The organism is Radiobacillus sp. PE A8.2 (genome assembly GCF_045635475.1).
Classification (GTDB): Bacteria; Bacillota; Bacilli; order Bacillales; family Amphibacillaceae; genus JBJGXI01.
This window is the reverse complement of record NZ_JBJGXI010000018.1, coordinates 55,881-76,486: the sequence shown is the minus strand read 5'-3', so window position 1 is coordinate 76,486 and position 20,606 is coordinate 55,881. Positions and strand designations below refer to the sequence as shown.

General features: G+C 40.4%; 19 protein-coding genes. 10 read left to right on the top strand and 9 right to left on the bottom strand.

The genetic code is table 11. The annotated features are described in order from the left end of the window. Positions 1-55: 55 nt before the first annotated feature. The 3 genes from ACI6MV_RS11455 (at position 56) to ACI6MV_RS11445 (ending at position 4,594) form a co-directional block, all read left to right on the top strand. Positions 56-574 carry a hypothetical protein gene (locus ACI6MV_RS11455; RefSeq protein ID WP_407270432.1) on the top strand — a complete coding sequence of 173 codons (519 nt, stop codon included), beginning with the start codon at positions 56-58 and terminating at the stop codon, positions 572-574. Between the two features lie 215 nt (positions 575-789). After that, a complete protein-coding gene (locus ACI6MV_RS11450) occupies positions 790-3,642 on the top strand; it encodes a glycoside hydrolase family 3 protein (protein ID WP_407270431.1) in 2,853 nt (950 codons plus the stop codon). Positions 3,643-3,787: 145 nt separating this feature from the next. Continuing rightward, the gene (locus tag ACI6MV_RS11445; protein ID WP_407270430.1) at positions 3,788-4,594 is read left to right on the top strand and encodes an SDR family NAD(P)-dependent oxidoreductase; all 807 of its coding nucleotides are present in this window, start codon (positions 3,788-3,790) and stop codon (positions 4,592-4,594) included. 376 nt (positions 4,595-4,970) lie between these two features. On the opposite strand, the gene ACI6MV_RS11440 is transcribed toward ACI6MV_RS11445, so the two are convergent. Continuing rightward, complete coding sequence (locus tag ACI6MV_RS11440) at positions 4,971-6,653, bottom strand: FAD-binding protein (RefSeq protein ID WP_407270429.1); 1,683 nt, start codon at positions 6,651-6,653, stop codon at positions 4,971-4,973. A 169-nt stretch (positions 6,654-6,822) separates the two neighbouring features. On the opposite strand from ACI6MV_RS11440, the gene ACI6MV_RS11435 reads away from it, so the two are divergent. After that, positions 6,823-7,725 carry a LysR family transcriptional regulator gene (locus ACI6MV_RS11435; RefSeq protein WP_407270428.1) on the top strand — a complete coding sequence of 301 codons (903 nt, stop codon included), beginning with the start codon at positions 6,823-6,825 and terminating at the stop codon, positions 7,723-7,725. Between the two features lie 136 nt (positions 7,726-7,861). Here ACI6MV_RS11435 and ACI6MV_RS11430 read toward each other — a convergent pair whose 3' ends face one another. After that, positions 7,862-8,287: an ester cyclase gene (locus ACI6MV_RS11430; protein ID WP_407270427.1), complete on the bottom strand. Its 426-nt coding sequence runs from the start codon at positions 8,285-8,287 to the stop codon at positions 7,862-7,864. Positions 8,288-8,819: 532 nt separating this feature from the next. Here ACI6MV_RS11430 and ACI6MV_RS11425 point away from each other — a divergent pair. Then, positions 8,820-9,305, top strand: coding sequence for a hypothetical protein (locus tag ACI6MV_RS11425; protein ID WP_407270426.1), 486 nt, complete (start codon positions 8,820-8,822; stop codon positions 9,303-9,305). Positions 9,306-9,571: 266 nt separating this feature from the next. On the opposite strand, the gene ACI6MV_RS11420 is transcribed toward ACI6MV_RS11425, so the two are convergent. The 3 genes from ACI6MV_RS11420 to ACI6MV_RS11410 are packed head-to-tail and all read right to left on the bottom strand — an operon-like array spanning position 9,572 to position 10,177. Beyond that, positions 9,572-9,778, bottom strand: a complete 207-nt coding sequence (locus tag ACI6MV_RS11420; RefSeq protein WP_407270425.1) for a helix-turn-helix transcriptional regulator — start codon at positions 9,776-9,778, stop codon at positions 9,572-9,574. Beyond that, on the bottom strand, positions 9,778-10,023 hold the full coding sequence (locus ACI6MV_RS11415) for a hypothetical protein (protein ID WP_407270424.1): 246 nt from the start codon (positions 10,021-10,023) through the stop codon (positions 9,778-9,780). Before ACI6MV_RS11415 ends, ACI6MV_RS11420 begins: the two co-directional genes overlap by 1 nt. Further along, positions 9,998-10,177: a hypothetical protein gene (locus tag ACI6MV_RS11410; RefSeq protein WP_407270423.1), complete on the bottom strand. Its 180-nt coding sequence runs from the start codon at positions 10,175-10,177 to the stop codon at positions 9,998-10,000. The genes ACI6MV_RS11415 and ACI6MV_RS11410 overlap by 26 nt, the downstream gene beginning before the upstream one ends. Positions 10,178-10,495: 318 nt before the next feature. Here ACI6MV_RS11410 and ACI6MV_RS11405 point away from each other — a divergent pair, with 318 nt between their 5' ends. From ACI6MV_RS11405 to ACI6MV_RS11385, 5 genes are all read left to right on the top strand, one after another. Then, a complete protein-coding gene (locus ACI6MV_RS11405; RefSeq protein ID WP_407270422.1) occupies positions 10,496-11,071 on the top strand; it encodes a TetR/AcrR family transcriptional regulator in 576 nt (191 codons plus the stop codon). A 31-nt stretch (positions 11,072-11,102) separates the two neighbouring features. Continuing rightward, entirely contained in the window at positions 11,103-12,416 is a 1,314-nt protein-coding gene (locus tag ACI6MV_RS11400; protein ID WP_407270421.1) for a cytosine permease, read from the top strand. Between the two features lie 18 nt (positions 12,417-12,434). Beyond that, on the top strand, positions 12,435-13,526 hold the full coding sequence (locus ACI6MV_RS11395) for an S-methyl thiohydantoin desulfurase family protein (protein WP_407270420.1): 1,092 nt from the start codon (positions 12,435-12,437) through the stop codon (positions 13,524-13,526). Then, the gene (locus tag ACI6MV_RS11390) at positions 13,527-15,089 is read left to right on the top strand and encodes a hydantoinase/oxoprolinase N-terminal domain-containing protein (RefSeq protein ID WP_407270419.1); all 1,563 of its coding nucleotides are present in this window, start codon (positions 13,527-13,529) and stop codon (positions 15,087-15,089) included. Positions 15,090-15,731: 642 nt separating this feature from the next. Next, on the top strand, positions 15,732-17,084 hold the full coding sequence (locus tag ACI6MV_RS11385) for a collagen-like domain-containing protein (protein ID WP_407270418.1): 1,353 nt from the start codon (positions 15,732-15,734) through the stop codon (positions 17,082-17,084). Positions 17,085-17,383: 299 nt separating this feature from the next. On the opposite strand, the gene ACI6MV_RS11380 is transcribed toward ACI6MV_RS11385, so the two are convergent. The 4 genes from ACI6MV_RS11380 to ACI6MV_RS11365 form a co-directional block, all read right to left on the bottom strand. Then, positions 17,384-18,577 carry a DUF2812 domain-containing protein gene (locus ACI6MV_RS11380; RefSeq protein WP_407270417.1) on the bottom strand — a complete coding sequence of 398 codons (1,194 nt, stop codon included), beginning with the start codon at positions 18,575-18,577 and terminating at the stop codon, positions 17,384-17,386. Next, positions 18,570-18,833, bottom strand: a complete 264-nt coding sequence (locus ACI6MV_RS11375) for a PadR family transcriptional regulator (RefSeq protein ID WP_407270416.1) — start codon at positions 18,831-18,833, stop codon at positions 18,570-18,572. The genes ACI6MV_RS11380 and ACI6MV_RS11375 overlap by 8 nt, the downstream gene beginning before the upstream one ends. 195 nt (positions 18,834-19,028) lie before the next feature. Further along, positions 19,029-19,955, bottom strand: coding sequence for a hypothetical protein (locus ACI6MV_RS11370; RefSeq protein ID WP_407270415.1), 927 nt, complete (start codon positions 19,953-19,955; stop codon positions 19,029-19,031). 100 nt (positions 19,956-20,055) lie between these two features. Further along, a complete protein-coding gene (locus ACI6MV_RS11365; RefSeq protein WP_407270414.1) occupies positions 20,056-20,583 on the bottom strand; it encodes an RDD family protein in 528 nt (175 codons plus the stop codon). Positions 20,584-20,606 lie beyond the last annotated feature (23 nt).

Genomic DNA, 20,606 nt, shown 5'->3' with positions numbered 1-20,606 from the left:
AAACAAGTAATACGCAATTATGATCAAGAGGAATTGCCGTCGAGGAGAGGTAAGTATGATTGAAAAGATAAAACAATTTAAAGAAAAGCACGCCAATTTGTATGAATTTATTATGTTTAATTTATTAAGTAACATCGCAACCATTACTAATTTTGTAGTACTGAATTTGTGTATGAGTTTTATATTTGTATCATTGGCTACGACAGATTTTAACCTTTGGATCTTTAACTATTCCACAGAAAATGGTGGCTTAGCAGGGTTTCTATCTTTCTTAGTTAGTTTCTTTGCGGCGCAAGCGGTGAATTTTATCGTGCAACGGAAGCTTGTATTTAACGCTAACAATAAATTGGGTGCAGCAATTCCTATTTATTTATTCACCGTTATTGTCGTATATGTGATTTGCATGTATATACCGACGATTGTTTTAGGACCAATTTCTAGTGTTGTCGGTTCATTCTGGGGAACGAACATTACCAATGCTATTAATATCATGGTGCAAGTAATCATTATCTATCCGGTATTAAAATTTGTTGTCATGAAAAAGGTTCCTGAACAAGACGAGAAAACGGTATAAAGTTTCAGTTTCAGCTCTATGGTCACGAGCAGACGATTGATGAAGCGAATTGATCAGGGAGTAGTAGTTGTGTCTTCATATACAAGCTTTCGCAGCAAATGGTTGGATTACGTTTTAACCTGTTCTTTGAACCTAAACTTCTTCAGTAACTAGCACATAAATAGTAGGTTCTAAAATTATGTAATACAATTTCTGAGGAAAAAGGTGAAATAGAAATGGCCAAGAAAAAAATGAGTAACAAGAAGTTTCGCATCATTTGGAGTTCGATATTAGGAATTTTACTCTTGCTCGGCATCGTTGTTAATATCGCTTTGTATTTCTTTAATGATTTAGTAACGTCTTTTCTAGCAACAGTGGACACGAATACGGAGGAAGTGCAACAAGTTCGTAGTGAATCAGAAGTGGTCGTAGAGAAAATTGCGGATGAAGGTATCGTGCTTTTACAAAACAATGAAAATGCGTTGCCTTTTGAAGATACAACAAAGGTAAACGTATTCGGATGGAGCTTTACTAATCCAATCTATGGTGGTACCGGTTCAGGAAGTACCGATACAACAGCCGCAATAACACCAAAAGATGGACTAGAAGCGGCTGGTATCGAAGTGAACGAGGAATTATACGATGCGTATGCAGCATTGGAACTTGAAAGACCAGTGATAGGCTATGATGGTCAAGACTGGACAATTCCAGAACCGAATCCAGAAGATTTCTATACGGAAGAAAGAATGCAACAAGCAAAAGCATTCTCAGATACGGCGGTTATCTTTATTGGACGTTCCGGTGGGGAAGGTGCGGACTTACCAAGAAGTCTAGATGGACCTGATACATTCGACCCGAATGGTTCTGCCAATAGTCCATCAGGCCAACGATTCGGTTTTGAGGATGACTTGGATCCAAACAAACACTATCTTCAATTAAGTAACAGAGAACAAGGGATGATCGATACTGTTACAGCCAATTTTGACAATGTAGTACTTGTTGTTAATAGTGCGAATACGTTCGAACTTGATTGGGTAAAAGATTATCAACAAATTAAAAGTATCGTAAACATCGCTGGTCCTGGACAAAGAGGGTTTGTTTCTCTTGGCAAGGTGCTTACTGGCAAGGTGAATCCATCTGGTAGAACAGTAGATTTATTTGCTACAGATTTACTGGATCAGCCATCATTAATCAGCTTCGGCGACCAAGGTTATGTGCTCGAAAACAGTGATGGTAGCTACATAGAAGCAGTTGATCAAAATAATGTAAGACTAACGTATGTCGATTACCTCGAAGGCATCTATGTCGGTTACCGATATTATGAAACGGCTGCTGTAGAAGGTACGATTGACTATAACGGAAAAGTCGTTTATCCATTCGGATATGGTTTAAGTTATACAACGTTTGAACAAGAAGTCGTCCAAGATAGCTTAGTCTGGAACGATACAGAAATTTCAGTTGATGTCGTAGTGACCAATACGGGGGCTGTGGATGGGAAAGAAGTAGTACAACTCTACTACACTGCACCTTACACAGGCCAAATTGAAAAATCATCCGTAGAACTTGCGGCATTTGCCAAGACCGATGTTATTAAAGCGGGTGAATCAGAGACCGTTACGTTATCTTTTAAAGTAGAAGATATGAGTGCGTATGATTATGAAAAAATATTTAGTGATACTGGATCGTATGTGCTTGAAGCGGGCGATTATACGGTTTCATTAATGAAAAATTCGCATGAAAAAATCGCCGATGTAGCAACAAAAGAACTTGAACAAATCGTATACAGCGAAGAAGGGCGCTCAACGGATGAACAAGTAGCAGTCAACCAATTTGACGAAGAAGTTACAGGGGAAGGTAGTATTGACACCTATCTATCGAGAGCAAATGGTTTTGCAAATTTAGACCAACTTGATGGCGGTGAACAATTTACAGTAACGACAGCAGAAGATGAAACAAAGACGGTTACAGGTAAAGTAATCGAACAAGAATTTGTCGATTATATTAACAACATCCGTTACCAAGTACCCGCCGATACGCGTGATGAAGCACCACCGACAAACCAAGATAATGGAAAAACTTTAGCAGAATATACTGGCGTTGATTTAGAGGATGAAAGCTGGGATGAATTGCTTGATCAGTTGTCTGTCGATGACATGGTAGAGCTTACCACACATGGTGGTTATAAAACGAAAGCAATTGCATCTGTAGGTAAACCAGAAACACTTGATTTAGACGGACCAGCAGGAATCAGCCAAATTATTTCCGCTGCACCAATAAAAGGAGTCTCATTTCCAGCAGCAGTAATGCTCGGTTCTACGTGGAATGTTGAACTTGCAAAAGAAATGGGCACAGCAGTAGGTATGGAGTCTCAAGCTTATAAAGTGCATGGTTGGTATGCTCCTGCAATGAACATTCACCGCACAGCATTCTCAGGACGTAACTTCGAATATTATTCGGAAGATGGTTTTCACTCGGGGATTATGGCAGCTGCTGTTACGAAAGCTTACCAAGAACAAGGCGCATATGTATATTTAAAACATTTTGCGATAAACGACCAAGAAACCAATCGTATGCAAGGCGTATTAACGTGGAGTAACGAACAAGCAATGCGAGAAATTTACTTGCAACCATTTGAAATAGCTGTAAAAGACGGTGGTGCATACGCGATGATGTCCTCCTTTAACAGCATCGGAAATACATGGGCTGGGGCAAGTGCACCCCTTATGAAAGAGGTGCTTCGAAACGAGTGGGGCTTCAGTGGAATGGTTAATACAGATTTTTATATGATCAATGAATACCCTTATATGAACTTTGAACTTGGCATCCGTGCTGGTAACGACTTAATCCTTACTGGTATCGCACCAGTAGGCTTGCCAGAAGTGAATACAGATAATAACGACACATTATGGGCGTTAAGAGATGCATCGCACAATATCCTTTATACCGTAGCTAACAGTAATGCGATGGAAGATGGTATAAATACGGACACACCACAATGGGTGATAACAACGATTATTATTGATGTATTGTTTGTACTAGCAATTGCAACAGGATTCTTCTTTGTATTTCGTAGAAAAGCAGTGAAATAAGTGGTAACCTCTTGAGTTAATTTCTTTACCTTACATTTTATCTGTATATCGTTTGGATCAACTAGTCTCCAAACGATATGCAGTTGCACCTAATGATGAAATCGATTGTCATGAGTGATTTTATAAAAAACAAGGAGGCCTGAGCATGAAAGTAGCTAACAAAGTAATCGTCGTAACTGGTGGAGGAGGCGGAATAGGACGTGAATTGGTTCTAAATCTGCTTGCAAAAGGTGCCAGTGTAGCGGCCGTAGACATTAATCTAGAAACACTGAGTGAAACGGTCAGTCAAGCAGGAGAGCATGCGGATAAACTGTCCACGCACATTGTGGATATTCAGGAGCTTGAAGATGTAGAGGCACTTCCCAGAAAAGTAATCGAACATCACGGTGCCGTAGACGGAATTATTAATAACGCTGGGATTATACAACCGTTTGTCGATATAAACGAGCTTGACTTTGACCGGATAAAGCGAGTAATCGATATCAATTTTTACGGCACGTTGTATATGACAAAGACATTTCTTCCTTATCTATTGGAAAGACCAGTTGGACACATTACGAATGTGTCAAGTATGGGAGGGTTTCTCCCTGTTCCTGGCCAATCCATTTATGGTGCGTCAAAGGCTGCTGTCAAACTTATGACAGAAGGATTGTATGCTGAACTTTTAGACACAAATGTTAATGTGACCGTTGTATTCCCTGGTGGTGTGGACACGAATATTACGAAGAGCGCAGGGATGGGTGGTTTAAAAGATCAACCGATGGATGAGAAGAAGAAGACACCTGTTTTATTAGCACCGCAAGAAGCGGCAGAAATTATTATAGACGGAATGGAAAAAGATTTATATCGTGTGCTAGCAGGTAAAGACGCGAAATTTATGGACAAACTTTATCGATTTAATCCGAAGCGAGCGACAGCTTTTATTTCTAAGAGAATGAAATTTTTCAAGTAAGTCTCTTCTTTTGTTAACTTGGAGAGGTGTTGGGTCTAACTAGCTGCGGCTGTGTAGGAACGCGGGGTCAGAGTTACTGTTCCACTCTATGAGATGAAAACTTAAGATTTAGCTGGAACGATAAAACTGACCCCGCGTTCCGTACAGACTGGATTTTTCTGTGTTAGCTAACATCTATGGAAGGTAGGTTTTCTTATCTGTTAAAAAGGGTGTTCTGTAAGCTGTTAGCTTTAGAACACCCTTTTACGTATGAGTGAGCTCACTTCCGAGTAGGTCATCCAACTAGATGCTACTAACTTAATAGCAGTATAATGAACAAGCTACCAATCTATCATCGTTATTCTTGATTCCAAAAACGATGATTCTTTCTCCTGTTTTAGCCAACCTCGACAGGCTGTTGATCTGTTTGTTGTTTTTTTGCCTGACTACTCACATGATGCATCGCGATATAACCAAATGTGACTGCAGGGCCTAAAGTAGAGCCTGGACCTGGATAGGTGCGTCCCATAACAGAGGCTGTACAGTTCCCAGTTGCATATAAGCCATCGATTGGTTTGCCGTTTTTTAGAACACGCCCGTACTCATCCGTGACCATGCCACCTTTTGTTCCTAAGTCACCAGGATACAATTTCACGGCATAAAAGGGAGCTTTGGCAATTGACCCTAGATTAGGATTCTTATAACTCGGATCACCATAATAATTATCATATGCCGTGCGCCCACGCTCGAAATCCTCATCCACGCCTTTTTCAACAAAGGTATTAAAGCGTTCTACTGTATTTTTCAGTCCGTCAGCGTTAATACCACATTTCTTAGCAAGTTCATCCAACGTATCCGCTTTTGTAAAGAAGCCATTATCAATCATTTTTTTCGGTGTGAATCGTGGCATCGCTTCACCGAATATATATTTGTTACGGTTTTGTGTATCGAGGATCAACCATGAAGGGATCGCCCGTTCATGCTCGTCTCTTTCAAACATATGATGGCCTGCATCGACGTATGATTCTGACTCGTTTAAATAACGTTTTCCTGCATGATCGACGATAATCGTATGTGGCATCGAGCGTTCCCATAAAATAAACCTCGCCGCTCCATTCGGTTGTACAGCAGATGGGCCCCACCACGCATCATCCATTAAAGCCATGTCGGCACCGATATTAATCGCCTCTTGGACAATGTCGCCTGTATTGTCGGGGTTTGCTGATGTCCACTCACGACCAACTTTTTGATATTTTTTACGAAACTCACTATTGCTAGCGAAGCCGCCAGCTGCTAGTAAGACGGCGTCCCCTTTAATCGTCAATTGTTTTCCATCCCGTTCAACCGTTACGCCTACGACTTTATCATTTTCCAGTACGAGGCTTTTCATTGGGCTATTTAGCCAAACGGGAACATTATATTGTTGAACGATGTACATTAAATTTGAAACGAGTGCACCACCGAGCGCTACCGGATTTTGACCAAGCATCTTCATCCGAAACCCTCTCATAAATAAGCTAATTACCTTAAAGAAATGTCTCGGTTTCGTGAATGCCTTTGGAAGATGTGCAACCTCACCAGAACGAACCGGAACGGGCAAAATACCTGCTCTTCTTAGTGTTTTACCAATGTCACCAAGCTTTTTTAAATCAAAAGATTTGGTATCTAAAGAACGGCCGATTTTCCCGCCGGGTTTGTCCGGATAATAGTCTGGATACTCCATCCCAGGATACCAAGTAATTCCTTTGTCCTGTAAAAAGGAAACCATTTCTGGGCCATATTTCACAAACGCTTCTTTTCTTGCTCTCGAGCTTGCTGGACCAACATCTTCAATAACTTCCTCTAGGTAGGTGAGGGCTTCCTCGGCGCTGTCCTTTACACCGTAAGCATTTGAAACTGGGTTATTCGGGATCCATACCCCGCCACCAGACATGGCAGATGAACCACCCCATACATCCGATTTTTCAATAATGATTGGTTTCAATCCTTGATCTGCTGCTGTAATAGCCGTGGTTAAAGCGCCTGCGCCACTACCGACAATAACGACATCATAGAAATATTCCGACTTTTGTTCACTCATGAAATCATCTCCTTATAAGATTTGATAAGAAAGCGCTACCATAAATCGAAGCTGTAATTATGCAAAAATTTAAAATAATCATTAATTTGATTATAAACGTGTTGTATACTAAGTTAAAGTTAACATATCTTAAGTTACTATAAGTTTTACTTATAGATGGGAGGCTACGATGAACATTGAGCAACTGAAGTATATTGTAGAAATTTCGAAAAACAATTCACTTGCGAATGCAGCGCGAAAGCTTCATATTTCTCAATCAGCAGTAAGTCAGGCTGTGGGCAATTTGGAAAATGAACTTGGGGTAAAACTGTTTAATCGCTCAAGAAATGGCACATACCTCACGTTAGAAGGAAAATCAATCGTGGAGAAAGCAATCACTATTTTAAATGACTTGGAAGAGCTACGAAAAGAAGCGTCAGGACACGAAGAAGACATGCAGACAACACTGCGCATCGCATTAACTCCCGGAGTAATGCCTACGCTAGTGAATGTTTTAATTGATTTTAAGAAAGCTTTCCCAGCCGTATCGATCGAGGTTAATGAAAGCTCATCAAAGGAAATTATACGTAAATTAGATGCAGAACTAATCGATATTGGCTTAATATCAGAGAGAGAAATTCCTGTCGACCAAAAGCTGAATTATCAATTTACGCCGATTCTCCAAGGACAGATGGTAGCTTTTGTACATAAAAATTCTTCGCTCGGCCGCAGTAAAGAAGTGGACCCTGAAGAATTGAAAAATTACTCATTCGTACTATATGATGATGATTTTATTTATCGATTCGTCGAAGCATTCACGAGTACATACGGCGGAATCTCCATCCTTTTCACCACGCAAAATCTTGTAGCATTAACGAAAGCGCTAAGTGAAGAAAATGTTGTAACAGTAGGCTATGATTACTCCCTTCACTTGTCCCAAGTTCCAGACTCCGAACTAGCCTTACCGAAAAAGATAAAGCATCTACCCGACTTTCCAACATCGTTTGGCTGGGTTTATTTAAAGAAAAACCGACTGTCTAGCACCGCCAGAAACTTTATGGACCGGTTCGAAATTGAGTTGAAGAATGGGTAGGTGGAACGCGGGGTCAGTTTTGTTGTTCCACTCTCAAATGGACGGAGCCACCTTTATTTGGATATTTACTTTTTTGACTCTAAACAGCAAGAATAATTAAACTGAAAATTACGACAACTTTTATGCAACACGAGTGTTATTTAATATATTTATTGTACTCTAATTGTTTTTGAATACCTAATCTATCAATCTGAATCCAATACTCTGAAATTCTTTCATTTTCTATTCTATACACTGCACTTGCCTTTTCTATTACTGGTAGCCCTGTAGGTTGGTATCCATCGATTTCCCCTACGTGCAAACCCTTTTGTCTCCATCGTACATATACTTTGTTTCCGTCAACTAAGAATTCTTGAATTTCTAATGAAAAATCACCATATACTTCAATCATTTCTCTTACGTGTTCAGCATAATCTTTAGGTGTCCTCAACACTGTTTGTTCTTCTTCTGATACAATTTGATGTGCCAAAACTTGTTCAGCCATTAATTGATTTGAGTAATCTGGATTATTACCTGATCGTACTTCTTCAAAAAATTCTCTAACAACTTGTTCTGGCGTCATAAAAAAACCCCTCCAATAATTACAACCTAAAATTTAATATTATCCCATTATATTAATATGGTATGTCAATATTGTTGCTTAAAATCAAAAATGTTGCCTACCACCTTTATTTTGGCTCTGCGGTAGACATTCCCCCAGAGTCATTCCTCTTTCCATCATTTACTCATTTATTCGTAGTATGACCAAATGATTTGCTTGATTCCATTTGACATCTATTCCAATTTCCTCACAAATCAACCCGGAGTGGCAAGTATGATCTTTTATCCTTAACATATGGTGCAGTATCAATTTCTGGAGTGTCACCATTTTTTCGTTTCTTCCGCAACTGCTTTACCAAGTACTACATGCCATCGCCAAGGATGCACCGACGTGGTTAGCTGAAGATGTTGATTTTAAGATTGAAGAAGTAAGCAGTGACCACTACAAAATAATTCAAGAGCGCAATAACGAACTGATTGGCCATGTAGAGATGACTTATCACGCCGAATGGCAGGAGGGGAAATAGATTTTAAGTGAAATCGAAGCTGATGCTTTGGGAGAACCTGTATCAATCGAACAAAAAGCAACCGAAGCCCTTCAAGCGATTAATAACCGCGATATGTCTTTTCTTGCTAGCAACGTTCACGAAAGCAAAGGAGTATTTTTCTCTCCAACAAGCTACATTGAAGACTATACCGTCGGTTTTAGACAAAACGAAGTGGAACACTTATTAGAAGACGACACGAAATATGTATGGGGGTACGGAGAGGCGAGAACGGAAATAAGCTTAACATCAAGTGAATATTTTGATGAACGCCTGCGAGCAGAACTGTTTCTAAACGCCGACAAAGTTCATACAGATGTAAGCAACATGATAGATTCAAATCTAGAAGAAGTGTTTCCACAGTCAAAAATCGTTGAATTTTATATCGAAGGAACGAGTGATTTGGATTGGAAAAGTCTAAAGTTTGTGTATGAACTTAATGAATATGACATCTGGAAGATTGTGGCGATCGTGAATGGTCGTTGGGAGCCTTAAACATATCTGCTAGCGCGCTAAAGACATACCCTGTAGAGCATTAAATTGCCTCTATAGGGTATGTTTTTGAGTGCGGATTTTTGCACTGAAAGCTATGATAGATGGGACAAAGTAACTGTCGCTGTGGATTACATTATATAAGAAGAAGTAAAGAACCGGTGATTAATATAATTAGTGTTATTGCTAATGTGATTTGCTGTTGAGTTTTATTCATTTTGTGATACAGATATACGAACATCTAAAGCACCTCCTTCCTGGAATGGAAATTATTCGAAATCACTGTCTTCAAAAATAAACAAGTCTTCCACACTTATGTGAAACTGGTGAGCAATTTTTATTGCAAGTTTTAAGGATGGATTATACTCACCTTTTTCTAAGAAGCTAATCGTTTCTCTTCTTACACCGACCGCTTTTGCAAGGTCTAATTGAGTCATACTATGCTTTGCTCTGTATTCCTTAATCCTTGTCTTCATTACTCTAAGCCTTTCTTATTCTTGGTAAACAACCATGAAATTAATAAGCTTAATCCCATCCCAATCAACCCTAAAATTAAAATGTCATCTTTGTTGAGGTATTTTTGGAAAGCAAGTAAAGCAATCCAAATATATAAGGAATAAAAGTATGCAGTTCCTGCTGCATGTATTTTTACTTTTTTAGAGCGCTCATCATCAAAAGAGATGCCCTGTTTTAGTTCAGACAAAAGTCTTTTTGAAATCATTAAAATAAACCCAATAAAGCTCACTAATCCAATAAGCAAAAAGTACTGCAGCTATACTGTCATTTTTGCGAAATAAGGAAACAGCTTGATATAACATTCCAATCACAACACCAAGAGAAGTAACTGCTAATACCGATAGCTTTAACTTCTTCAAATTAATTCACCACCAAATGTTAGAAATATATAACTTTATATTAGAAATATATAACATTTTAAAGGATGTGTCAAATGAAACATGGGGTCAGGTTTGTTGTTCCAGTCTATGAGAAAAAATTAAGGTCCTGCGGGGACGATAAACCTGACCCTGCAAACCACATAAACAGACTAAGGCACAATTAGAAGATTAAATCCGCTATCCCACTTACCTTTAACTTATTATTCAGAAAAATTATTGTTTTCTAAAAACAAGTGTGATAATATTCTTTTAAGCAAGTTACCTAACGAACGTTAGTTAGGTGATAGAGGAGGCACTATGTCAACTAGAGATCAGATAATAGAAGCAGCAGCTAAATTATTCGCAGAACATGGTTATCGTGGGATGACGATGAAGGAAATTGCAAGCGAAGTAGGGATTAAGGCGCCATCCGTATATGCCTTTTTTAAAAATAAAGATGAAGTTTTTACAAGTATCTATCAAGAGGCACTTGAAGGTCACTTATCTGCTGTAGAAATGCAACTACAAAAGAGTAAAACTGTCAAAGAACAGCTTTATACGATTCTAAAAGCAGCTGTTAATTTTCAGTTCCAAGAAGAAATAAAATCCAAAATACTTATCCGACTAATCATCTCTCCACCAGACTTTTTAAAAGATGATATAGCAAAACGATTTGAAGTGTTAGAGAAAAGAGAATACGATTTGCTCTATCAACTTTTTGAATATGGTATGGAAAATGGCGAAATCAAGAAAGTGGATAGTAATGAATTATCTATCGCGTTCCAATGTTTAATGGACGGGATATTTTGGGAGATGCAACGCTACAACGAGCAACAAATATATGAACGATTGGAAATTCTTTTTAAACAATTCTGGAATGGAATTTCTGTGTAAATATTATTAAGGTTAAAGGGGAGGACATAATATGTCTAAGGCTGCTGAACAAAAAGTTGTGAAGGATTATGAGCGAGAACCAGTCCCACAAGATAAACGAAAAGGATGGTTTGTTCTATCGATTGTTTGGTTGGGGGCAATAGTTGCACTTTCTGCAATAATTTTAGGGGGAACTCTAGCTGGTGGACTAACAATGCCGCAAGCTATTATTGCAACATTTATAGGCACTTTCCTACTTGCAGTATTGAGTGCACTTTGTGGTCTCGTAGGGGCAAAAACTAATTTATCAACTGCTTTAGTTTCTACTTTTGCACTTGGAAGATATGGAGCTTATGCGGTATCCGTTGTTATTGCGATTGCTCTATTTGGATGGTTTGGCGTTCAATTAGATTTGTTTGGTGCGAGTCTTGCACAGGTGATTGATAACGCGTTCGGCGTAGAAATAAACACGAAGCTCCTTGTATTAATTGGTGGTATTTTAATGACAACAACAGCTGTTATTGGTTATAAAGCTATTGAAAAGTTAAGTATAGTAGCTATACCTTTATTAGGGATTTTGATTGTCGCTTCACTCTTTAAAGTGGTTAACGGTTCAAGTGAAAGTCAAGTGTTAGATAACTTGTTTGGAGAACCACTTACGATTGGTGTTGCAGTTTCCATGATCATTGGATCGCTTGCAGTTGGAGCAATTATAGGGCCCGATATTTCACGTTATGCAAAGACACCAAAGGATGCAGTTATTTCATCTTTTGTAGGTTTTTTTGCAGGATTTAGTTTAGTGCTTATTGCTTCAATAATAATTGCAAAAGCGACAACACAAGTGGATATTGTGGCGATTATGTTAAATCTAGGTTGGGGAACAGGTGCATTATTAGTATTGATTTTGGCTCAATGGACTACTAACGATAATAATTTATATTCATCTGCGCTAGGGTTTTCGGTTATTTTCAAGAAAATACCAAAATTTGTGCTTACCATTATCGCTGGTGTAATTGGTACGGCGTTAGCAATTGGTGGTATTTACGATAATTTTATTCCATTCCTAACTTTCTTAAGCACGCTCATTCCACCAATTGGAGGAATTTATGTAGCAGATTATTTTGCAAATAAGCAAAAGTATAGCTTTGATAATTTGGACAATATGACTGCTGTTAGTGTACCTGGTATAAGTGTTTGGGTGATTGCAGCCTTAGTAGCGTTCATGACAACTCCAGCACCTAACGGGTTTGGATTGTTCACATTAACAGGTGCTTCTGGATTTGATGCATTTCTAGTTGCCCTTGTTTTACAGTTCGTTGTTTCAAAGGTAGTGCCGGTAAAAGTTTCGAACACAATAAGCATGTAAATAATTGGAGGGGAATTCATGAGGTTATTGGACAAGCAAGAGATAGAAGATATTGCTGTTGGTGCAGCACTTTTAGGCACAGGTGGCGGTGGTGACCCCTATATTGGAAAATTAATGGCGCTTCAAGCCATAGAAGAATATGGTCCTATTAAACTACTAGATCCAGAGGAAGTTCCTGATGATGCAATGATTGTACCATCAGCTATGATGGGTGCTCCGACCGTAATGATTGAAAAGGTTCCAAGTGGAGAAGAAGCTGTTACCGCTTTTCAGTCCTTGCGTGATTACTTAGGTGAAGAAATTTATGCTACGATGCCAATCGAAGCTGGGGGAGTAAATTCATTACTTCCATTTGCTTTAGCTGCTCGCCAAGGAATTCCTGTGGTAGATTGTGACGGTATGGGACGTGCATTTCCTGAACTGCAAATGGTGACCTTTTATCTAGATGGATTAGAGGCAACCCCGATGGTTCTTTCAGATGAAAAGGGAAACGGGATGCTGTTAAATACTATCAATAGTGTATGGGCGGAACGATTAGCTCGTGGAGCAACAATTGAAATGGGCGGATCGGTCATGCTAGCCATTTATCCGATGAAGGGGAAAGACCTCAAACGATCGGCCATTCGCAATAGCTTAAGCCTAGAAGAAAAGATTGGTCGCAGTATTAGAGAAGCGAAAGCGAAAAACTATGACGCAATTGATGAAGTATTAAAGATTACTAGCGGATTTAAACTATTCCAAGGAAAAGTAAAAGATATAGACCGTAAAACGGAGACAGGGTTTGCAAGAGGTACAGCCATTATTGAAGGAATAAAGGATTACAAAGGTCAAGAACTAGAGTTGAATTTTCAAAATGAGCATTTACTTGCAAAAACAGAGGAGAAATTGCTCTGTGTGACTCCTGATTTAATTGCAGTCCTTGATGCTGAAACTGGAATGCCAATTACAACAGAAGGATTAAGATACGGTGCGCGTTGTATTGTTATTGGCATGCCTTGCGATCCTAAGTGGAGAACAGAAAAGGCAATTGAAATTGCTGGACCATCTTATTTTGGATATGACGTAGCATATACCCCTGTTGAAAAGCTAGCTGGAAAGGGGGAGGAGTAAATGGGTAGATATCGTATTGGTATAGACGTTGGCGGCACACATACGGATGCGGTTATCCTAGACGAGCAGTATAACGTTATCTCAGAGACAAAGGAACCGACAACCGAGGATGTAAGTACCGGTATTTATAGAGCGGTGAAAAAAATAATTGCAGAGGCAAACGTGCCAAAAGAAGATATTATATATGCGATGTTAGGTACCACACATTGCACCAATGCCATTGTAGAAAGAAAAAGGTTAAATAAGGTAGCAGCAGTTCGAATTGGAGCACCTGCGACGATAGGGATCAAGCCTTTGATTGGTGTACCGGATGATTTACGAAATATTCTAGGAAAACACGTATATATCGTTCGAGGTGGGAACGAATTTGATGGACGTGAAATCGCTGAACTAGATACAGCGCATTTATCTGAAATAGCACATGAGCTTAAAGGTAAAGTAGACTCGATTGCAATCACTTCGGTGTTTTCTCCGGTTTCAACGGAGCATGAGCATCACGCCCAGAAAATTTTCCAAGAGATTCTTGGTGAAGATGTAGCGATTTCGCTATCAAGTGAAATTGGTAGTGTTGGGTTACTAGAAAGAGAGAATGCAACCATCCTTAATGCTGCGGTTATGGATGTAGCTCGGAACACTGCAAATGGTTTTGTTCAAGCACTGAAAGAGGAAGGCGTTAATGCAAAGGTGTTCTTTAGTCAAAATGATGGCACATTGATGTCTGTTGAATATACCGTGAAATATCCAATTTTAACGGTGGCCTGTGGTCCTACGAATAGTATTCGTGGTGCTTCGTACTTAACGAATCAATCGGACGCACTCGTTGTTGATGTTGGCGGAACAACGACAGATATTGGTGTACTCGTCAATTCCTTTCCAAGACAATCATCTTTAGCAGTTGAAATTGGCGGGGTTCGTACTAATTTTAGAATGCCAGATATTACTTCTGTTGGAATTGGTGGCGGAACGATTGTCCGTGTCAATGAAGATGGTTCTGTAAAATTAGGGCCTGACAGCGTGGGCTATCGATTGCAACAAGAAGCCTATGTATTTGGTGGTGATATCTTAACAACAACAGATATTATTGTTGCCAAAGGCATGGGAGACATTGGAGACGCTACTAAGGTTGCTGATTTAGACAAAGATATGGTGGATAAGGCATTTTCAAAGCTAGTAGAACAAGTGGAGGAAGCAATTGATCGCATGAAAACAACTGCAGATCCCGTACCTGTTATATTAGTAGGTGGTGGAAGTGTGTTGCTCCCAGAAAAATTAAAAGGTGCTTCTGTTGTTCATCGTCCAGACCACTTTGGTGTTGCAAACGCTATTGGCTCTGCGATCTCTCAGGTAAGTGGACAAATAGAAAAAGTGTTTAAACTAGATGAATTAGGCAGAGAAAAAACCTTGGAATTAGCGAAGGAAATGGCAAAGGAAGAAGCAGTTGCAGCAGGAGCAGATCCCTTTGGAGTGGAGATTGTTGATTTTGAAGACGTTCCATTAGCATATCTTCCAGGAAACGCAACCAGAATTCGAGCTAAAGCAGCCGGTTCTCTTAAAGACGCATAAGAGAAAGGCATGATTAGGATCTTATAGCTTCTAAAATTATTTCATTAATAAGCGGGTCATGTCCTGAATTTACATTGGATATATGCCTATTAAAAAAGCCGTAATCCCATAAAGGATTGCGGCTATTTTTGCGCCTGGCAGCACATACATCTTTAGGGTGAAAGTCCCGAATGCGCCGTGCAGCCGGTAAGCATTAGCCGACATGTAGTGCGTTGACAATGGAACGGAGGGTCAGGTTTATTGTTCCAGTCTATGAGAAAAAACTTAAGGTCCTACTGGAAACCTGCCCCCAGGGTCTCAGATCCTAGACACTTTAACACAAAAAGAAATTATGTCTACTTTATGGTGATAATATCAAAGACCCCAACCCTATATCCTTATTTAGTATCGGAATTTTGGGAGAAAATCACACGATGTAGTAAATTGAGTGCTTTTTCGGTGATATCTACCTGTCCCTCATTCTTGTTTTCTGATGTTAGTTAAGAAGCACAATCAAAATGTGAATTTACTAAATAGAATGTAAAAGTAATACTAAATTAAGAGGTGATACTTTTGGAATTTTGTGAAAATTGTGGATTTGCCGATGATTTTTGTAAATGTTCGTCTAACAATTGCTACAATAAGCCCCCTATCAAAGGAGATATGGTGAAGTCAATATCATATCAACAGGGATCTCCAGGACCCCAAGGAGCCACCGGACCCCAAGGAGCCACGGGAGCCCAAGGCGCCACGGGAGCCACCGGACCCCAAGGAGGACCCCAAGGAGCCACCGGGCCCCAAGGAGCAACGGGAGCCCAAGGAGTAACAGGCCCCCAAGGAGTAACGGGAGCCACCGGTCCTCAAGGAGCTACTGGTATCCAAGGCGTGACGGGTGCTACAGGACCCCAAGGAGCCACCGGGCCCCAAGGAGCAACGGGAGCCCAAGGAGTAACGGGACCCCAAGGAGTAACGGGAGCCCAAGGAGTAACAGGACCCCAAGGAGTAACGGGAGCCACCGGTCCTCAAGGTGCTACAGGACCCCAAGGAGCCACTGGGATCCAAGGTGTCATAGGAGCCACTGGCCCTCAAGGAGCTACTGGTATCCAAGGAGTGACGGGTGCTACTGGTCCTCAAGGTGTTACTGGTATCCAAGGAGTGACGGGAGCTACTGGTCCTCAAGGAGCTACTGGTATCCAAGGAGTGACGGGAGCCGCTGGTCCTCAAGGTGTTACTGGTACCCAAGGAGTGACGGGAGCCACCGGTCCTCAAGGAGCTACTGGTATCCAAGGAGTGACGGGAGCTACAGGACCCCAAGGAGCCACTGGTATCCAAGGTGTCATAGGAGCCACTGGCCCACAAGGAGCTACTGGTATCCAAGGAGTGACGGGAGCTACAGGACCCCAAGGAGCTACTGGTATCCAAGGCGTCACAGGTGCCACTGGTCCTCAAGGGGCTACTGGTATCCAAGGCGTGACGGGAGCTACTGGTCCTCAAGGAGCCGCTGGTATCCAAGGCGTCACAGGTGCCACTGGTCCTCAAGGGGCTACTGGTATCCAAGGTGCCACAGGAGCAGCGGGTCCAGCTGGAGGTGTATTGGCCTATGCAGATTTTTATGCTTTAATGCCTCCTGATAATGCTGCAACAGTTGCTACCGGTGGAGATGTAGACTTTCCGGAAAATGGGCCAACCAGTCCTGGTGGATCGATTGCCCGCACTAGTGATGATTCATTTAATTTGGCTGATATCGGCACCTATCAGGTCTTGTTTCAGGTGAGTGTGACTGAAGCTGGCCAACTGGTTTTAACCCTTAATGGCACAGAACTAGCCTATACGGTGGTTGGGCGAGCGACCGGTACTTCTCAGATCGTAGGAATGGCTCTTGTTGAAACGACTAGCATCAATTCAATACTCACTGTAAGAAATCCCGCTGACAATGCCGCGGCTCTTACCATCACTCCACTCGCCGGAGGAACAGAACCTGTTTCAGCACACCTTGTTATCACACGACTCGAATAGACTGAAAAGTAGATGAGACAGCTTCAGGTGGACATAACCGGATTTTCTGTCTAGGACAATTGAGACAGGGGATATTAATCTACAATAAGAAGATGATGTCTATATTGAACAAGGGGCATTTTCTGGAATAGTATTACATGCTGACAGGCACCAAAGATGGACAAATTTGCAGAAAGTGTCCATCTTTGGTACTTGTCACTTTTTAAGTGGAACAGAGGGTCAGGTTTACTGTTCCAGTCTATGAGAAAAAAACTTAAGGTCTTGCTGGAACGATAAACCTGACCCCGCGTTCCACCATATCATTTCAAAACCAAATCAACTTTCTCAACAATACTATCAATAATCACATCTGTATCTGCATGGCCAAAATAATCTACATAAATGACGGCTTTTCCTTTAGAAGCATATACTTTTTTGGATTCATCTTCTTCATGAACGAGCAAAAGATCAAATGCAGGATGCTGTGTTTCTACAAAAGTATTGCTTCTATGTTCATATCGATCTATTAAATCATAAATCAAATGCTCAGCCATTGCTGGAAAACGAAGTTGATAGACTTTTATTTCGATGCTTGGTGAATATTCACCACTACCGTCTGGCCACGTTTCATCGGGGACAACACCAGATTCAACTGTTTCATACTGCACTGGTGCGAATAGGCTCCAATTATACGAATAGTGATTGCCCCAATCAACACTGTCCTGCATATATGTCGGTTCCGCTCGAATCAAATCCGGATTTTGCTCTACATCCGCTAATCTAACAATCGGTAAGTCGGTACTTGCTTCTGGCAATGTTTTCGCGTCCATTTTAGCAAGTTGTACGAACGGGATAACAGCACTCACGCCTATTACTATTGTAAATAGTAGCGTAATTATCGTACGGAGACGATGGTGCTTTCTCCATGGCGCGTGATGGTCAATGGCTTTTCCTTCGATAAGATTTTTTCGCAATGCCCGAATTGATAAGGATGCCTGCAGCATAATGTAGGTGATATATACGAAAAAGATCGTTGTAATAATTTGTTGAATAGCACCGCCTTCAATCACATTCAACGTGGGTGTCCCACTCATAAACAACAGGGAAAACATGATGCCGAACATGAGGAGCATGCCAATAAAAATCATGATAGCATTCTTCGCTAATTTCTTGTCCAGTTCCTTTAATGTATACGATTGTTCGGCAGGGTCTGTATGAAGCTCTGGTGCATTAAGTTCAACAGGTGATGAAAATACATGAAAGAATTGATATCTTGTTACATAATCCCAACCACTTTCGGCATACATTTCGATTTGCTCTGATGTAATCTCCTTATCTATCGAAACTTCGATTCTGTACTTCATTTGCTTCGGTTCACCTTTTACAAACTTGGCAAAATAGATCCCCATCTTTTTCAGATGAAGCCCTCGAGCCGCCATGTCCGTAAACCAGCTTTCATGCTCACCGATTCGCCAAAAATCATTCGGCCGAAGTTTGTAAACTGTCTTACTCATGCTCATCACCTGCCTCTAAAATCTTACTATCTTCAATCAATGCTTGTAACCGCCGATACTCGATCCGCAGCGCCTGTTCTCCATCTTGCGTAATTTCATAGGTTTTCCTTCTGCCATCATCATCTGCTAAAGAGATCAGTCCATCCTTTTGCATCCGTGACAGTACCCCGTAAAGTGTGCCCGGCCCCATTTGCACCCGACCATTCGACACGTCCGTAATTGCCTGCATCAGCTGATACCCATGGTTAGGGCGCATCAGGGCCAGTAACACATAATACATTGCTTCCGTCATCGGCCCGCCATTATATGCCATTACTTTATACCTTCTTTCGTTCGGTTAACTATTATGTTATGCGTTATTATGTGACGCGATATATCGTATAGCATAATAATACGATAAAAAAGGGCGATTGTAAAGAATGGAACAGAGGGTCAGGTTTACTGTTCCAGTTTATGAAAGCTTACGGTCCTGTTGGAACGATAAATCTGACCCCGCGTTCCACTTAATTTGTATAGGATCCATATACCAGCCTTTAATTTGCATATTTTGCTTGCCAGGGATATAGGGGTTTCGTACTTCTTTTGTGTATCCATTTTCCAGTAACAATTGTCGTAAACGTTTACTTAGATAGAGCAATCGAACAGCCCCAAAGGGACCAAATCCGTGGTATTCTGTACTAAAGTTAATATCTTTCATATAACTAGTTACAGTTGATTCATAAATAGGTAGAGAATAGTACCCTTCTACCTTACAATTGATACAACCATTCCCTTCTTTTTCAATGGTAATAGTACTTTGACTTGGTTTTGGAAGTAAATTTATATCGGTCATTAAGTATCCTGGAATTTCTGTTTCTTTATGGCCAGTGTGCTTTACAGGTGTCAACTTATATCCTGTTATTCCCCATTTGGCAAATAACTCTGCGCCTTCTTCTGATAAAACCCAATGCTTATAATCTACATTGACTAAAATTTTGTTTTTCAATTGCCTCGTATTCATCCCTAATTTACCATCTAAATGGTAAGTGAAAAAACCACAATGATCACAAATTGTTTCTTTTTTAAACTTAGTTCTTTTGCTTTCATAAGAATCCCGCCCAATAGAAATCAGACGAAATAAAGGAGCGTGTTCATATTCTTCATTTCTAAAGACAGAACAGTAATGCTCTCCCATGATGATCCCTTGCTCATGGAAAGTTTTTCTTAGCTGGTTTAATAAATCTTCGTTGTAATCAATAGTAAATTCACAACGTACATTTCCATCGATCCATTCCTCAAGTCTAAGCAATTCTTTTATGTTAGATTGGGCTAACTGACTTTCTAGTTCATTTTTTGAGAGATTTGTCGTTAAGATAGAAAATTTAATAATAAGTTGCATAGATTCGCACTCCTTAAATGGAACAGAGGGTCAGGTTTACTGTTCCAGTCTATGAAAACTTAAGCTCCTGCTGGAACGATAGATCTGACCCCGCGTTCCCTTATTGCAGTTCTACTTTTGTGCCGGCTATCAGATCGCCCAAATGTCGTTTGTCTTTTCTGTATAATCCCATAAGCAGCAATAGTAAGCCAAGCAGGGTGCCGCTGTTCATGATGACAATAGCAGTTATTGAAAAATCACTGTACATCCCGTGAATAACCCCTATATGTCCTAACTGCCAAGGTAAAAACTTGATGATGTTTCTTGTTAAACTTGAACTGAACCTACGCTTTTTGTATGTCAATTTTAGACCGGAGACCTTTTTCCCAACAGATCCATTTTTGATGTAATCTAAATATGAAAAGATAAAGATGATTGGCATTACGGACGTAAATATGGCTATCAATTGTGTTTGGATTTCTGTATATTCCGGAATTCCGTCTAAAATGAAAAAGTTGATTCCCAGGTTTACAATCAATAGTAAGAGCAAGTAAGAAAGTATGACCAGATAATCAACGACCAATTCTTTTAATCTTTTTCGAAAGGGTATGTTATTCATGGGACACCTCGCATAGTTTTTAGCTGACATTAAAGCCCATTTGGATACCTTGT

Bases quoted from the DNA above. Each gene is read 5' to 3' on its own strand.
- ACI6MV_RS11365 (WP_407270414.1), bottom strand. From the start codon at position 20,583: ATGTCAGCTAAAAACTATGCGAGGTGTCCCATGAATAACATACCCTTT.
- ACI6MV_RS11415 (WP_407270424.1), bottom strand. From the start codon at position 10,023: ATGATTTCAAAAAGACTTTTGTCTGAACTAAAACAGGGCATCTCTTTT.
- ACI6MV_RS11430 (WP_407270427.1), bottom strand. From the start codon at position 8,287: ATGACGCCAGAACAAGTTGTTAGAGAATTTTTTGAAGAAGTACGATCA.
- ACI6MV_RS11395 (WP_407270420.1), top strand. From the start codon at position 12,435: ATGAGGTTATTGGACAAGCAAGAGATAGAAGATATTGCTGTTGGTGCA.
- ACI6MV_RS11370 (WP_407270415.1), bottom strand. From the start codon at position 19,955: ATGCAACTTATTATTAAATTTTCTATCTTAACGACAAATCTCTCAAAA.
- ACI6MV_RS11380 (WP_407270417.1), bottom strand. From the start codon at position 18,577: ATGAGTAAGACAGTTTACAAACTTCGGCCGAATGATTTTTGGCGAATC.
- ACI6MV_RS11440 (WP_407270429.1), bottom strand. From the start codon at position 6,653: ATGAGTGAACAAAAGTCGGAATATTTCTATGATGTCGTTATTGTCGGT.
- ACI6MV_RS11400 (WP_407270421.1), top strand. From the start codon at position 11,103: ATGTCTAAGGCTGCTGAACAAAAAGTTGTGAAGGATTATGAGCGAGAA.
- ACI6MV_RS11375 (WP_407270416.1), bottom strand. From the start codon at position 18,833: ATGCGCCCTAACCATGGGTATCAGCTGATGCAGGCAATTACGGACGTG.
- ACI6MV_RS11445 (WP_407270430.1), top strand. From the start codon at position 3,788: ATGAAAGTAGCTAACAAAGTAATCGTCGTAACTGGTGGAGGAGGCGGA.
- ACI6MV_RS11420 (WP_407270425.1), bottom strand. From the start codon at position 9,778: ATGAAGACAAGGATTAAGGAATACAGAGCAAAGCATAGTATGACTCAA.
- ACI6MV_RS11405 (WP_407270422.1), top strand. From the start codon at position 10,496: ATGTCAACTAGAGATCAGATAATAGAAGCAGCAGCTAAATTATTCGCA.
- ACI6MV_RS11390 (WP_407270419.1), top strand. From the start codon at position 13,527: ATGGGTAGATATCGTATTGGTATAGACGTTGGCGGCACACATACGGAT.
- ACI6MV_RS11435 (WP_407270428.1), top strand. From the start codon at position 6,823: ATGAACATTGAGCAACTGAAGTATATTGTAGAAATTTCGAAAAACAAT.
- ACI6MV_RS11385 (WP_407270418.1), top strand. From the start codon at position 15,732: ATGGTGAAGTCAATATCATATCAACAGGGATCTCCAGGACCCCAAGGA.
- ACI6MV_RS11450 (WP_407270431.1), top strand. From the start codon at position 790: ATGGCCAAGAAAAAAATGAGTAACAAGAAGTTTCGCATCATTTGGAGT.
- ACI6MV_RS11455 (WP_407270432.1), top strand. From the start codon at position 56: ATGATTGAAAAGATAAAACAATTTAAAGAAAAGCACGCCAATTTGTAT.